This is a genomic window from Nonomuraea turcica, from assembly GCF_030718205.1.
In the GTDB taxonomy this organism is placed as follows: Bacteria; Actinomycetota; Actinomycetes; order Streptosporangiales; family Streptosporangiaceae; genus Nonomuraea.
Map to the genome: position 1 here is coordinate 18,990 of NZ_JAUZQF010000021.1, position 13,695 is coordinate 32,684.

Annotated in this window: 12 protein-coding genes; 8 read left to right on the forward strand and 4 right to left on the reverse strand. The window is 70.0% G+C overall.

Features of this window, described 5'->3' with window-relative positions; translation table 11 throughout:
• Nucleotides 1-51: 51 nt before the first annotated feature.
• The gene (locus Q9G87_RS42325) at nucleotides 52-342 is read right to left on the reverse strand and encodes a hypothetical protein (RefSeq protein WP_305922254.1); all 291 of its coding nucleotides are present in this window, start codon (nucleotides 340-342) and stop codon (nucleotides 52-54) included.
• Between the two features lie 203 nt (nucleotides 343-545).
• On the opposite strand from Q9G87_RS42325, the gene Q9G87_RS42330 reads away from it, so the two are divergent.
• From Q9G87_RS42330 to nirD, 5 genes are read left to right on the forward strand one after another with little or no spacing between them, the layout of a single operon-like run.
• Nucleotides 546-1,856: an MFS transporter gene (locus tag Q9G87_RS42330; RefSeq protein WP_305922255.1), complete on the forward strand. Its 1,311-nt coding sequence runs from the start codon at nucleotides 546-548 to the stop codon at nucleotides 1,854-1,856.
• 2 nt (nucleotides 1,857-1,858) lie between these two features.
• The gene (locus tag Q9G87_RS42335; RefSeq protein WP_305922256.1) at nucleotides 1,859-3,880 is read left to right on the forward strand and encodes a molybdopterin oxidoreductase family protein; all 2,022 of its coding nucleotides are present in this window, start codon (nucleotides 1,859-1,861) and stop codon (nucleotides 3,878-3,880) included.
• Nucleotides 3,877-5,271, forward strand: a complete 1,395-nt coding sequence (locus Q9G87_RS42340) for an FAD-dependent oxidoreductase (protein WP_305922257.1) — start codon at nucleotides 3,877-3,879, stop codon at nucleotides 5,269-5,271. Before Q9G87_RS42335 ends, Q9G87_RS42340 begins: the two co-directional genes overlap by 4 nt.
• Nucleotides 5,268-7,697 (forward strand): nitrite reductase large subunit NirB, encoded by a 2,430-nt coding sequence (nirB, locus tag Q9G87_RS42345; protein ID WP_305922258.1) that lies wholly within the window; start codon nucleotides 5,268-5,270, stop codon nucleotides 7,695-7,697. The genes Q9G87_RS42340 and nirB overlap by 4 nt, the downstream gene beginning before the upstream one ends.
• A complete protein-coding gene (gene nirD, locus Q9G87_RS42350; RefSeq protein ID WP_305922259.1) occupies nucleotides 7,694-8,014 on the forward strand; it encodes a nitrite reductase small subunit NirD in 321 nt (106 codons plus the stop codon). The genes nirB and nirD overlap by 4 nt, the downstream gene beginning before the upstream one ends.
• Nucleotides 8,015-8,080: 66 nt before the next feature.
• Here nirD and Q9G87_RS42355 read toward each other — a convergent pair whose 3' ends face one another.
• On the reverse strand, nucleotides 8,081-8,230 hold the full coding sequence (locus Q9G87_RS42355; RefSeq protein WP_305922260.1) for a hypothetical protein: 150 nt from the start codon (nucleotides 8,228-8,230) through the stop codon (nucleotides 8,081-8,083).
• A 177-nt stretch (nucleotides 8,231-8,407) separates the two neighbouring features.
• Between Q9G87_RS42355 and Q9G87_RS42360 the strand changes: the two genes are divergently transcribed.
• On the forward strand, nucleotides 8,408-8,962 hold the full coding sequence (locus Q9G87_RS42360) for a YybH family protein (RefSeq protein ID WP_305922261.1): 555 nt from the start codon (nucleotides 8,408-8,410) through the stop codon (nucleotides 8,960-8,962).
• Between the two features lie 85 nt (nucleotides 8,963-9,047).
• Nucleotides 9,048-9,779, forward strand: coding sequence for a hypothetical protein (locus Q9G87_RS42365; RefSeq protein WP_305922262.1), 732 nt, complete (start codon nucleotides 9,048-9,050; stop codon nucleotides 9,777-9,779).
• Nucleotides 9,780-9,873: 94 nt separating this feature from the next.
• Here Q9G87_RS42365 and Q9G87_RS42370 read toward each other — a convergent pair whose 3' ends face one another.
• The gene (locus tag Q9G87_RS42370) at nucleotides 9,874-10,533 is read right to left on the reverse strand and encodes a FadR/GntR family transcriptional regulator (protein WP_305922263.1); all 660 of its coding nucleotides are present in this window, start codon (nucleotides 10,531-10,533) and stop codon (nucleotides 9,874-9,876) included.
• A 47-nt stretch (nucleotides 10,534-10,580) separates the two neighbouring features.
• Nucleotides 10,581-11,666, reverse strand: a complete 1,086-nt coding sequence (locus Q9G87_RS42375; protein WP_305922264.1) for an ADP-ribosylglycohydrolase family protein — start codon at nucleotides 11,664-11,666, stop codon at nucleotides 10,581-10,583.
• Nucleotides 11,667-11,741: 75 nt separating this feature from the next.
• Here Q9G87_RS42375 and Q9G87_RS42380 point away from each other — a divergent pair, with 75 nt between their 5' ends.
• Nucleotides 11,742-13,664 (forward strand): Xaa-Pro dipeptidyl-peptidase, encoded by a 1,923-nt coding sequence (locus Q9G87_RS42380; RefSeq protein WP_305922265.1) that lies wholly within the window; start codon nucleotides 11,742-11,744, stop codon nucleotides 13,662-13,664.
• The last annotated feature ends 31 nt before the right edge of the window (nucleotides 13,665-13,695 follow it).

A 13,695-nucleotide genomic window follows, 5' to 3' on the forward strand; every position in this document is an offset into this window, starting at 1 on the left:
CCAGGCCGCGCAGGTCACGCACGGTGACGTGACCTGCGTGACATATATGCGTTAAACCCCGGCGTGCGTCCTGGGCCTGATGCGCTGGGTCTCCTCGAACCTCTCCATGCTCGGCTCCTCGACGTCACGACGCGTCTCCTCCATGCGCAGCGCGACTCCGATCGCGAAGAACGTGGGTGCCCACTCGCCGACGAAGAGCCCCCACCGGTCGGCGCGATCAAGGCCTGAGTATTCGGTGCTCCGTGAGGCCATCCAGGATGTGCAGGCCAGCCCGATCGAGCACAGCCCCGCGAGATACATGTGGTTGGACTTGATGCCCATCTTGTGCAGCGTTTTGATCATGGTTCCCCCCTTGCTGTGAGAGCTGGTACCCGGGGGGCGCGGCTGTAACCGAACATTACGATCGTGTTTCCGGTGTGACGCTTGTGCGCGGCTTGTTACAGCGGTGAATCACATGTAACGAGCGCACAGCCACGGACTGTCAAAGTGCGTAACGAGCCATTCCTACCTTGGAGATCCCCGGACGCCGAGCGTAGGAGAGATCGATGGCGCGCTGGATCGCCGACTGGCACCCCGATGACCCAGCCTTCTGGGAGAATTCAGGCAAGCGCGTTGCGCGCCGCAACCTGATCTTCTCGATCGCTGCCGAGCACCTCGGCTTCACGGTGTGGACGCTTTGGAGCATCGTGGCCACCAAAATGGGGGTCTACGAGTTCACCACGGACCAGTTGTTCTGGCTGGTCGCCCTGCCGAACCTGATCGGGTCCGTGCTGCGGATCCCGTACACGTTCGGTCCCGCCAAGTTCGGCGGACGCAACTTCACCGTCGTCAGCGCACTGTTGCTGCTCATCCCGGCCATCGGCCTCGGGATCGCGGTCAGCAACCCGACCACGCCGTACTGGTTGTTCCTGGTGATCGCGGCGCTGGCCGGGTTCGGTGGCGGCAACTTCGCCTCCAGCATGGCCAACATCACCTACTTCTACCCCCGCAGCAAGCAGGGGGTGGCGCTGGGACTGAACGCCGCGGGCGGCAACATCGGCGTCAGCTCCGTGCAGCTCGTCATGCCGCTGGTCATCGGCACCCTCGGGCTGGCCGCCGCCGGCTGGTTCTGGCTCCCGCTCATCGTCGTGGCCGCCGTCTGCGCCTGGTTCTTCATGGACAACCTGACGAGCGCCAAGGCCAACCCGCGTGAGCAGTTCGCGGTGGCCGGCAAGGCCCAGACGTGGATCATGTCCTTCCTGTACATCGGCACGTTCGGCTCGTTCATCGGCTACTCCACCGCCTTCCCGCTGCTGAGCAAGAGCCTGTTCCCCGAGGCTCCGTTCGCCGTCGTGGCGTTCGTCGGGCCGCTGGTCGGCTCGCTGATCCGGCCGGTCGGCGGCTGGCTGGCCGACAAGCTCGGCGGCGCCCCCGTCACGCTGTGGAACTTCGCCGTGATGGGCGGCGGCGTGCTGCTGGTCTGGGCGGCCAGCTCCTCCGGCAACTTCTGGTTGTTCTTCCTGTCCTTCCAGCTGCTGTTCCTCACCTCTGGCATCGGCAACGGCTCCACGTACCGCATGATCCCGGCGATCTTCCAGGCCAAGGCGGTGGCCGAGCGCGGCGAGGGCGAGGAAGCTCTCCTGTACGGCAAGCGTCAGGCCTCGGCCGCCATCGGCATCATCTCGGCGGTCGGAGCGCTCGGCGGGTTCCTCATCAACCGGGCGTTCGGAATGGCGTTCGCCGCGGCCGGCACCCCCGCCCCCGCCTTCCTCGCCTTCGGCCTCTTCTACGCCTCCTGCTTCGCGCTCACCTGGTGGTGCTACACGCGCAAGGTCGGCGTCAAGGTCGTGGCCAGCCTCGCTCACGCAAGGGTCTGAACGTGACGGACGCGGTGAAGACGCACTGCCCGTACTGCGCACTGCAGTGCGGCATGGAGATCGGTCCTGAGCTGGCCATCCAGCCCAGGACCGACATCCCGGCCAACGCCTCGGGCGCGCTGTGCCAGAAGGGATGGACGTCGGGCGAGTTGCTCACCAACGGCGAGCGCCTGACCTCCCCCCTTCTGCACGGCGAGCCCGTGGAGTGGGACGTCGCGCTCGACTACGTCGCGTCCCGATTGTCCGCCATCCGCGCCGAGTACGGCCCCGACGCCGTGGCCGTGTTCGGCGGGGGTGGCTTGACCAATGAGAAGGCCTACACGCTCGGCAAGTTCGCCAGGGTCACCCTCGGCACCAGCCAGATCGACTACAACGGCCGCTTCTGCATGTCCTCGGCGGCCGCCGCGTCGATCAAGGCGTTCGGCATGGACCGCGGGATGCCCTTCCCGATCACCGACCTGGCCGAGTCCGACATCGTGCTGCTGGCCGGCGGCAACGTCGCCGAGACCATGCCGCCGTTCGTCCGGCACCTGACGGGCCCCCGGATGATCGTCATCGATCCGCGGCGCAGCCAGACCGCCAAGCTGGCCTGGCTGCACCTGCAGCCCACGCCCGGCACCGACCTGGCGCTCGCTCTCGGGCTCCTGCACATGGTCATCGCCGAAGGGCTCGTGGACGAGGAGTACGTCGCCGCCCGCACCACCGGGTTCGACGAGGTCCGCACCTCGCTCGCCTCCTGGTGGCCGGAGCGGGTCGAGCGGGTCACCGGAGTGCCCGTCTACCGGATGCGGCAGGCGGCTCGGGCCATGGCCGCGGCGAGCAAGGCGTACATCCTGACCGGGCGCGGCGCCGAGCAGCACGCCAAGGGCACCGACACCGTCACCGCGTTCATCAACCTCGCCCTCGCGCTCGGCCTGCCGGGCCGGCACGGCTCCGGCTACGGCTGCGTGACCGGGCAGGGCAACGGGCAGGGTGGCAGGGAGCACGGCCAGAAGGCCGACCAGCTGCCCGGCTACCGCAAGATCGACGACCCGGCGGCCCGCGAGCACGTCGCCGGCGTGTGGGGCGTGCCCGCCGAGTCGCTGCCCGGGCCGGGGCGGTCGGCGTACGAGCTGCTCGACGCCCTCGGCACGCCGGGAGGGCCGCGGGCGATGCTGCTGTTCGGGTCGAACCCCGTGATCTCCGCGCCGGCCGCCGAGCACGTCGCCGAGCGCATCGCCTCCCTGGACCTGCTTGTGACCTGCGATTTCGTCATGTCGGAAACCGCAGCCATGGCCGACGTCGTGTTCCCGGTGACGCAGTGGGCCGAGGAGACCGGCACCATGACCAACCTCGAGGGCCGCGTCCTGCTGCGGAACCAGGCCGTCTCTCCGCCGGACGGCGTCAGGAGCGATCTCGACGTGCTCGCGGGTCTGGCCGAGCGGCTCGGGCACCGCTTGGAGACCGACCCTGTCAAGGTGTTCGACGAGTTGCGCCGCGCCAGCAAGGGCGGGCCCGCCGACTACTCCGGCATCACGTACGAGCGCATCACCGAGGAGAAGGGCGTGTTCTGGCCCTGCCCCTCGACCGAGCACCCGGGCACGCCCCGCCCGTTCCTGGACTCCTTCGCCACCCCGGACGGCCGCGCCAGGTTCGTGCCGGTCCAGCATCGGCCGGTGGCCGAGGAGATCGACGAGGACTATCCCGTCTACCTGAGCACGGGACGGGTGCTGGCGCACTACCAGAGCGGCGCGCAGACGCGCAGGATCGCCTCGCTTGTCAAGGCCGCGCCCGAGCCGTTCGTCGAGATCCACCCGGACCTCGCAGAGCAGCTCGACATCTCGGCCGGCGACGTGGTGCGGGTCACCAGCAAGCGCGGCGAGGCCAAGGCCGTCGCCAGGATCAGCGACGCCATCAGACGCGACACCGTGTTCATGCCCTTCCACTGGGAGGGCGCCAACCGGCTCACCAACCCGGCCCTCGACCCGACGTCGAGGATGCCGGAGTTCAAGGTCTGCGCCGTCAGGGTGGAGAGGGACTCATGAGGCTCGTCGTCGTGGGGAACGGGATGGCCGGTTCGCGGCTGGTCAGCGAGGTGCGCACCCGCGACCCCCACATGAAGATCACGATTTTCGGCGCGGAGACGTGCCAGCCGTACAACCGGGTGCTGCTGTCCAACGTGCTGGCCGGCAGCTCGCGCCCGGAGCAGGTGCGGCTGCTCGACTCCTCCTGGTACGCCGCCCACAACGTCGAGGCCGCCTTCGGCAGCTCGGTCGCCCACATCGACAGGGAGACCAGGCACGTCGTCACCGAGGACGGGCGGCGCGAGCCGTACGACCTGCTGGTGCTGGCCACCGGCAGCGACGCCATCGTGCCGCCGATCCCCGGCGTGGAGCGGGCGATCCCGTTCCGCACCCTCGACGACTGCGAGCGCATCATGCGCGTGGCCGAGCAGGCCCGCCGGGCGGTCGTCATCGGCGGCGGGCTGCTGGGCATCGAGGCCGCCCGCGGCCTGGCCGGGCGCGGCCTGCCCGTCACGCTCCTGCACCTGGCCGGACACCTCATGGAGCGCCAGCTCGACGTCGAGGCTGGCGAGGTGCTCGGCGAGACCCTGGCCGGGCTCGGCGTCGAGATCCGCACCGGCGTCTCCACCTCCTCCGTGGACGCCGACGGCGTCCGGCTCGACGACGGCGAGCTGATCGAGGCCGACCTGGTGGTGCTGGCCTGTGGCGTGCGCCCCATCACGGGCCTGGCCGCCGAGGCCGGGCTGGAGGTGCGGCGCGGCGTCGTCGTGGACGACGAGCTGCGCACCGACGACCCGTCGATCTTCGCCATCGGGGAGTGCGCCGAGCACGACGGCACCGTGTACGGCCTGGTCGCCCCCGCCTGGGAGCAGGCCTCCGTGGCCGCCGACGTCATCACCGGCGGCAAGAGCCTCTACCGCGGCTCGCGGCTCGTCACCCGGCTCAAGGCCAGGAGCGTCGAGCTGGCCGCCATGGGCGAGACCCACCTCACCGAGGAGCACGCCGAGGTCGTGCGCTTCAGCCACCGGGCCCGCGGCACCTACCGCAAGCTCGTCATCCGCGACGGCCGCCTGGTCGGCGCGATCCTGCTGGGCGAGAGCGACGCCGTCGGCACGCTCACCCAGCTCTTCGACCGCGGCGGACCGGTGCCGGGCGACCGGGCGGGGCTGCTGTTCCCGGGGCTGGCGTCGGCGCCGGTGGCCGACAGCCCGACGCTGATGCCCGACGCGGCCAAGGTCTGCCAGTGCAACAACGTGACCAAGGGCCAGATCAGGGCGTGCTGGGAAGCGGGGGCGCGGGATGTGGACGGAGTGGCGGCCGCCACCCGGGCCACGACCGGATGCGGTACCTGCCGCGACGCCGTGGAAGGCATCGTGAGCTGGCTCTGCGAGCAGGAAGGGATTTCCGTATGAGCAGGATCGTCGTCGTGGGGTACGGGCCGACGGCCCACCGGCTCGTCGAAACCCTCGTCAGCAAGGGCTTCGACGGGCAGATCACCGTGATCGGGGAGGAGCCCCGGCCCGCGTACGACCGCGTGGCCCTGACCTCCTACCTGTCGGGCACGACCGTGGAGGACCTCACCTACGACGTGCCGGCCGGCACGGTGACGAGGCTGAGCACGCGGGTCACCGGCATCGACAGGGACGCCCGTGTCGTCACCTTGTCGGACGGCGCCACCGAGCCCTATGACGTGCTCGTGCTGGCCACCGGATCGGCGCCGTTCGTGCCGCCGGTGCCCGGGGCCGAGCATGCCTTCGTCTACCGCACGATCGAGGACCTGGACGCGATCAGGGTGGCCGCCAAGGACGCGGTCGAGGGCGTCGTGGTCGGCGGCGGGCTGCTCGGCCTGGAGGCGGCCGACGCGCTGCGGGCGCTCGGGCTGAAGGCGCACATCATCGAGATGAGCCCCTGGCTGATGCCGCGGCAGGTCGACGAGGGCGGCGGCTCGGTGCTCAAGCAGCACATCGAGGGGCTCGGGCTGAGCGTGCACGCCGGCGCCGGTGTCAAGGAGATCGTCGCCGACGACAACGGCCAGGTCATCGGGCTGCGCAAGCCGGACGAGACGCTGGTGGACGCCCAGGTCGTGGTGTTCTCCGCGGGCATCAGGCCGCGGGACGAGCTGGCCAGGTCGTCGGGGCTGGAGGTCGGCGAGCGCGGCGGCATCGTGGTCGACTCCGCGATGCTCACCTCCGACCCCGCCATCTACGCGGTGGGCGAGTGCGCGCTGGCCGGCGGCATGATCTACGGGCTGGTCGGGCCGTGCAACAACATGGCCGAGGTGGCCGCCGACCGGATCATGGGCGGGTCCGCGACGTTCGAGGGCGCGGACATGTCCACGAAGCTCAAGCTGCTCGGCGTGGAGGTCGCGCAGTTCGGGTCCATGACGGGGGCGCTGGACGTCACCTACATGGACCCGGTGGCCGGGGTCTACAAGAGGCTGTTCATCAGCGACGACGCGCAGACGCTGCTCGGCGGCATCTGCGTGGGCGACGCCTCGCCGTACACGCAGCTGCGGCCCTTCGTGGGCAAGGCGCTGCCGGCCTCGCCGTCCGACCTGCTCTTCAGCGGGGCCGGGGCCAGCCTGGACCTGCCGGACGAGGCGCAGGTCTGCTCCTGCAACAACGTGTGCGCGGGCGACATCCGCACCGCCATCGCCGACAAGGGCTGCACCGACGTCCCCGGGCTCAAGGCCTGCACCCGCGCCGGCACCACCTGCGGCAGCTGTGTGCCGATGCTCAAGCAGCTGCTGGAGAAGTCCGGCGTCGAGGTCAGCAAGGCGCTGTGCGAGCACTTCACGTACTCGCGGGCCGAGCTGTTCGACATCGTCCGCGTCCGCAACATCACGACGTTCTCCCAGCTCATCACCGAGCACGGGCAGGGCCGGGGCTGCGACATCTGTAAGCCGGCCGTGGCCTCGATCCTGGCGTCGCTGCACAACGGGCACGTGCTGGAGGGCGAGCGGGCCGCGCTGCAGGACACCAACGACCACTTCCTCGCCAACATGCAGAAGAACGGCACGTACTCGGTCGTGCCGCGCATCCCCGGCGGCGAGATCACGCCGGAGAAGCTCATCGTGATCGGCGAGGTCGCCCGCGACTTCGGCCTCTACACGAAGATCACCGGTGGGCAGCGGATCGACCTGTTCGGGGCCCGCGTCGACCAGCTGCCCGAGATCTGGCGGCGGCTGGTGGAAGCCGGGTTCGAGTCCGGGCACGCCTACGGCAAGGCCCTGCGGACGGTGAAGTCCTGCGTGGGCTCGACCTGGTGCCGCTACGGCGTGCAGGACTCGGTGGGCCTGGCCATCGCGCTGGAGCTGCGCTACCGCGGCCTGCGCTCGCCGCACAAGCTCAAGTCCGCCGTCTCCGGCTGCGCCCGCGAGTGCGCCGAGGCCAGGTCGAAGGACTTCGGCATCATCGCCACCGAGAAGGGCTGGAACCTGTACGTCGCCGGCAACGGCGGCTTCAAGCCCCGCCACGCCGACCTGCTGGCCGGCGACCTGTCCACCGAAGAGCTCATCAGGACCATCGACCGGTTCCTGATGTTCTACATCCGCACCGCCGACCGGCTGCAACGTACCGCCGCCTGGCTGGAGTCCCTGGAAGGCGGGCTCGACTACCTACGGGAGGTGATCATGGAGGACTCGCTCGGGATCTGCTCCGACCTCGACGCGCAGATGGAGCACCACACCGCGACCTACGCCGACGAGTGGGCCGCCACTCTGGACGACCCGGAGAAGCTGAGCAGGTTCGTCAGCTTCGTCAACGCACCCGGCGTCCCCGACCCGTCGATCGTCTTCGAGCAGGAGCGCGGCCAGATCAAGCCGGTGATGGCCCGATGAGCTGGACGCCGATCTGCGACTACGACAAGCTGATGCCGGAGCGCGGCGTGTGCGCGCTGGTGGACGGCAGGCAGGTGGCCGTCTTCCGCACCTACGACGGCACGCTGCACGCGCTGGACAACCTCGACCCGTTCAGCGGCGCGTACGTGCTCTCGCGCGGCATCGTCGGCACCAGGAAGGGCGAGCCGACCGTGGCCTCACCGCTGCACAAGCAGGTGTTCTCGCTGGTGTCCGGGGTGTGCCTGGACGAGAAGGACGTGTCGGTGCCGGTCTATCCGGTACGGGTGGCCGGCGGGTACGTAGAGGTGAGCCTTTAGGCGTACGAAAGGATCAGGCCCAAGTCGTCCGCTCGCACGACGGCTTGGGCCTGATTCTTTGTGTCGTCAGTCCTTGCTGTGCTCCACCGGCGGGTAGACGTGCGGGCTGCGGTGGGCCGCCGGCAGGACGCAGCGCCGTCCGGCCTCGACGCTGTCGCAGCGTTCGGCGTCCTCGCGCTGGGGGAGGGGCTCGGGGTTCGCCTGTGTACGTGCCACTGGACGGACGCTATCGGCGACGTCCGGTGCTCTGGTCTCGAGGCGGCAACGATCGCAGCTCTGAACGGTCTCCCTAGAACCGGTCATTTGGTCTAGTAATACCGGTCGAGGTAAAGAGGGCGTGCAAAGTGCCTAAACCGCGCATTCGGCGACGAGTGGCGCGGGCATCAAGCGGCCATGAGCAAGATTTCTCAGCGCAGGGCGCTTCTGATGGCCGCGATCATTCCCGCCATGCTGCTGGCGGGCTGCGCCGCGGGGGGCAGCGGCACGCAAGCAGCCATGAAAGGGGCGGCGAGTCCGGCGACGCCGACCGAAGACATGATGTCGCCGGAGGAGACCGATACGGCCTCGCCCACCGAGACGGACGCCACGCCGACGGAGACGGGCGGGGCCACCGAGGCGCGCTCGGCCGTCGAGGGGTTCTTCAACGCCCTCAAATCGGGGAACGTGGACCAGGTCGTCGGCGCCTTCGCCGAGGACGCCGTGGTCGCCGTGAACGGCAAGGCCACGGCGGAGGGCACCGAGGCGATCCGCACGCTCTTCCAGGGCCAGATCAACGAGATGAAGCAGGCCACCCACACCCTCGAAGAGGAGCAAACGCTCGGCACCGAGGACGCCTTCGTCACCGCGACGAGCAAGCAGGGGCAGAACAACCTTCGCGAGCTGTTCCTGCTCTCGCAGGACGGCGGGGAGTGGAAGATCTCGCACTACATGAACAACCAGGCCGGCTGAACACGGTGGAGCGGCGCGCCGACGGTGCGCCGCATTCCTGGAACCTTGTCCTCTCAGGCGGTGTATCACCTGCGGAGGTGGTCCCATGAAGAGGATGCCGGCGATGTTCGCCGCTCTGCTGGCCGCCGTGGTGGCGGCTCTGGTCACAGGGACTGTTCCGGCCGGTGCGGCGGGGAACTGGGCGGTGACGTACATGGATCCGCTGCCGGGCCGGTTCGACGGCGGCACGCCGTACGCGCTCGGGTTCTGGGTGTTGCAACACGGCAACCACCCGTACGAGGGGCAGCTCGGGACCGTCGGGCTGCGGCTCACCCGTGAGGACGACGGGAAGAGCCTGATGTTCGAGGGCACGGCCCTTCCCGAGGCCGGGCACTACGCCACGTCGGTGGTCGTGCCGGAGGGCGTGTGGAAGGTCGAGGGCATCCAGGGAATGTTCATGCCGCACGAGGTGGGTCGGCTCAGCGTTCCCGGCGGGCTGAAGATCAAGCCCGTGCAGCAAGAGGTGATCGAGGGCTTCGTGTCGCAGCGGACGGACTATTGGGACGCCGTGCGCCCGCCCGGGTTCCCCGACCTGCCGGGAGACAAGGTGACGGTCGGGACCGGCCAGGAGGGCGCCACGGCAGCGCCCCCACCGGCCACGGCAGCGCCCCCACCGGCCACGGCGGCGCCTCAGAAGGTGGCGGCGGCCCAGGAGCAGGGCTCCGGCGGGATCCCCGCCTACACACTGGCGCTCGCGGCCCTCGGGGGCGCGCTGCTCGCGGTGGCGGCGCTGCGCCTGCCAGGCCGCAAGGAGACGGCGTCGGCCGGCGCATCGTGACGATGAACCTGCGGATCTTGCGGAGGTCGCGCAGCCTGTGCTCGTACGTCGCCCCGGCCATGGCCGCTCGTGACAGAGGCCGGTCGGGGCGGCGTCAGAGCTCGCGTTCCTGCGCGTCCAAGATGGCGACCGACACCGCGACCGCCCTCGCCGGATCCCCGTCCTCGATCGCCCGCAGCAGCTCCTCGTGCGAGGTGTCCGGCTCCAGCATCGCCTCCTCCTGATCCCGCACGCTGTCGCGCAACGCGTCGCTCATGCTCCGGTAGAGGTCGGCGAGCAGCGCGTTGTGCGCCGCGTCGGCCACCAGCACGTGGAAGGCGACGTCCGCGTCCGCGTAGCCGTCCAGATCGCCCGCCTGCCCCGCCGCGTCCCGCCGGGCCAGCGTCTCGCGCAGCGCGACCACGTCCTCCTCGCTGCGCCGGCCGGCCGCCAGCCGGGCCGCGACGAGGTCGAGCCCGCGGCGCACGTCGATGATGTCCATGGCGGCCGCCGTGTCCAGCCGCCGGCGCAGCGCGACCTTGGACTCGTCGGTGGCGGTCACGTACGTGCCGTCGCCCTGCCGGGTGTGCAGCAGCCCGGCATGCGCCAGGACCCGGACCGCCTCGCGCACGGACAGCCGGCTCATGCCCAGGCTCTGGGCGAGCTGGCTCTCGGACGGGATCTTGGTGCCGACCGGCCACGCCCCGCGGGCGATCTCCCGGCGGAGCTCGTCGATGGCGGCGTCAACGAGCGAGGTCCGAGCGACGTTTCGCATGCAATCCTCTTCCCATTTCGGCTGGGGAGTCCCACCTTAAGCGGTGATCAGGCCAGCTCGGCGGCCAGGCGCTCGATCGTGTCGCGGCCTTCCAGCGGACGCAGCCAGGCGGCCGGCAGGGCGCCGGCGCCGTGCAGCGTGCCCAGCAGGTTGCCGCAGACCGAGCCGGTCGAGTCGCTGTCCCCGGAGTGGTTGACCGACAGCAGCAGCGCACGCTCGACGGAGGTCTCGGCCAGGGCGCAGTAGACGCCGATGGCCAGCGCCTCCTCGGCCACCCACGCCCCGCCCAGCGACTCCACCCGCTCGGGGGAAGGCGGGCCGCCGAGCTCGAGCGCCGCGCGCAGCGCCGCCGTGGTCTCCTCGTGCGCCCGGTAGCCGACCAGCAGCTCCAGCGTGCGATGCACGGCGGGTTCGAGAGCCTCGCCCGCCATCAGGTACGCGATGATCGCCGCGAACGCGCCCGCCGCCAGGTAGCCGGTGGGATGGCCATGGGTGATCTGCGCGCACGCCGCCGCCGTCTCAAAGGCCGCCCGGGGGTCGGACGGCGTACGGAACAGGCCGAAGGGGGCCGAGCGCATCACGGTGCCGCAGCCTTTCGAGTCCGGGTTCACCGGCCCCGGCTCGCCAAGGGGCGACGGGCCGGGAAAGGGCCGGCGCAACCCCGACAGGCAGGCGTTGCCGGGCGCCCGGCGCGAGTACAGCCAGCCCTCCTCGCGCAGCCGCCCCGTACGGTGCGGCAGGTCGGCGGGCGGGGGAGCGTCGTGGCTCTGGGTGTCGTACCAGCGCAGGTATGCCTGCCGCACGGCCTCGACCACTTCCGCGTCGCTTGCCGCCGCGACTCCCGTGTCGCCTGCTCCTGGGGAGGCCGCCACCGGCGCGCCGCCGGCCACCACCGCCGATGATCCGCTAGCGTGATCGGCGCGGACGAGGCCTTCGACGGTGAAGAGCGTCATCTGGGTGTCGTCGGTGATGAGACCCGTTTTGCCGCGCCAATCGGCGACATATCCGGAAATGCCGTCCGGGCCGTGATGCTTGCGGATTTCTCGCAACGATGCGAACTCGATGGGCGCCCCGAGCGCGTCGCCGATCGCGCCGCCGAGGAGGCAACCCCGGACTCGATCCTGACCATCCATACCCCGGATCTTGTCAGGTCCCGAGCCGTCTGAGAGATTGCCATGTATTTTCGCTCACTCGCACGGAGGTCACGCGTGCCACAATTACGCCCGGCCCTCATCGCCGTCGCCCTCACCCTGGCGATCGCGACGCCAGCGCAGGCCACTGCCGGACCTGCCCTCACCATCGAGAACGGCCGTACGCAGCCGGTCTTCTCCTATGCGGACGCGATCCGCGAGCATGTGTACGTCGAGTCCACCGTCGACAGCGACCTGGACGGCAAGCTCGACAAAGTCCGCGTGGACATCATCAGGCCCAAGGAGTCCGGCCCGGGGCTCAAGGTGCCGGTGATCATCGACGAGAGCCCGTACTACGACAACTCGGGCCGCGGCAACGAAGGCGAGCGGAAGGTCTACGACGCCGCCGGAAATGTCGCGAAATTTCCCCTCTTCTATGACAACTACTTCGTCCCCCGCGGCTACGCCGTCCTCAACGTCGACATGCTCGGCACCACCAGGTCCGAGGGCTGCCCCGACATCGGCGGCAAGGCCGACGTGCTGGGCGGCAAGGCCGTCATCGACTGGCTGAACGGCCGCGCCAAGGCGTACAAGGCCGACGGCGCCCCCGCCGTGGCCGACTGGACGACCGGCAACGCCGCCATGATCGGCAAGTCGTACGACGGCACTCTGGCCAACGCCGTCGCCGCCACCGGCGTCGAGGGACTGAAGACCATCGTTCCGATCTCGGCGATCAGTTCCTGGTACAAGTACCAGCGCTCGAACGGCGTGATCTACAACTACGACTACGCCTCCTGGCTGGCCAACTACGTCGACACCGACCCCGAGGCCAAGTGCAAGCCGGTCCGCGACAAGATGGACGCCGAGGACGGCGACGACACGGGCAACTACAACCCGTTCTGGGCCGAGCGCGACTACATCAAGGGCCTGCTCGGCGACGCCTCCAAGGTCAAGGCCAGCGTCTTCGTCATCCACACCGTCAACGACCTCAACGTCAAGCCGGACAACTTCTCCGCCTGGTGGAAGGCCCTGGCCGACAGGGACGTGCCGCGCAAGATCTGGGTCGGCCAGACCCAGCACGTGGACCCGTTCGACTTCGAAGGCCGCAGAGGGCTCTGGGTGGACACCCTGCACCGCTGGTTCGACCGCTGGCTGCACGGCGTCGACAACGGGATCATGAGGGAGCCCCGCGCCGACGTCGAGGTCGGGCCGGCGAAGTGGATCACCCAGCGCGACTGGCCGGCGCCGTTCGCGATGAAGGCGACGCTGCGTCCCGCGCCCGACGGCTCCCTCGGGCTCAAGCCCGCCGCCAAGGACAGCACCGCATCGTTCACCGACGTCGCCATGAGCGAGACCGCCATGGTGGCTGACGTGGGCACCCCGAATCCGGGACGGGTGGCGTTCACCACCGGCGCGCTCCCGCTCGACCTGCGCCTGTCCGGCACGCCCACCGCCGACCTGCGGGTCAAGCTGGACAAGCCCACCTCTAACCTGACCGCCCTGCTCGTCGACTTCGGCGAGGACACCCGCGTCGACTGGCGCCGCGGCCAGGGCATCACCACGCTCACCGAGGAGGACTGCCACGGCGAGAGCACCGCGGCCGACGACGCCTGCTACAAGAAGGTCGTCACGAACGTGGCCACCCGTCCGCTGGAGATCGTCGCCCGCGGCTGGATAGACGTGCAGAACCGCTCCTCGCTCAGCCAGGCCGCGCCGCTGCCCGTCGGCACGTACGGCACGGTGAAGTGGCTGACGTTGCCGCAGGACTACATCTTCAAGAAGGGCCACAGGATCGGCCTGGTGATCGCGGGCACCGACTCCACCTACAGCGGTGAGACCGGAACCGGCGCCGGCGTCACCGTCGATCTGGCCCAGAGCAGTGTCGTCGTGCCGTTCGCGCTGACCACGCCGCTGGCCGACGTGCCGCGGGACAAGGCCAGGTTCCACGGACCCGACCGGATCGAGCTGCCCGAGTCCGAATCCGCGTTCCAGTTCTTCTAAACCGCTCGCGGCCCCGGGCTCTGCGGAGCCC

Excerpts from the sequence above, each read along its gene's own strand:
- Q9G87_RS42325 (WP_305922254.1), bottom strand. The coding sequence starts at position 342 with ATGATCAAAACGCTGCACAAGATGGGCATCAAGTCCAACCACATGTAT.
- Q9G87_RS42330 (WP_305922255.1), top strand. The coding sequence starts at position 546 with ATGGCGCGCTGGATCGCCGACTGGCACCCCGATGACCCAGCCTTCTGG.
- Q9G87_RS42340 (WP_305922257.1), top strand. The coding sequence starts at position 3,877 with ATGAGGCTCGTCGTCGTGGGGAACGGGATGGCCGGTTCGCGGCTGGTC.
- nirB (WP_305922258.1), top strand. The coding sequence starts at position 5,268 with ATGAGCAGGATCGTCGTCGTGGGGTACGGGCCGACGGCCCACCGGCTC.
- nirD (WP_305922259.1), top strand. The coding sequence starts at position 7,694 with ATGAGCTGGACGCCGATCTGCGACTACGACAAGCTGATGCCGGAGCGC.
- Q9G87_RS42360 (WP_305922261.1), top strand. The coding sequence starts at position 8,408 with ATGAGCAAGATTTCTCAGCGCAGGGCGCTTCTGATGGCCGCGATCATT.
- Q9G87_RS42365 (WP_305922262.1), top strand. The coding sequence starts at position 9,048 with ATGAAGAGGATGCCGGCGATGTTCGCCGCTCTGCTGGCCGCCGTGGTG.
- Q9G87_RS42370 (WP_305922263.1), bottom strand. The coding sequence starts at position 10,533 with ATGCGAAACGTCGCTCGGACCTCGCTCGTTGACGCCGCCATCGACGAG.
- Q9G87_RS42375 (WP_305922264.1), bottom strand. The coding sequence starts at position 11,666 with ATGGATGGTCAGGATCGAGTCCGGGGTTGCCTCCTCGGCGGCGCGATC.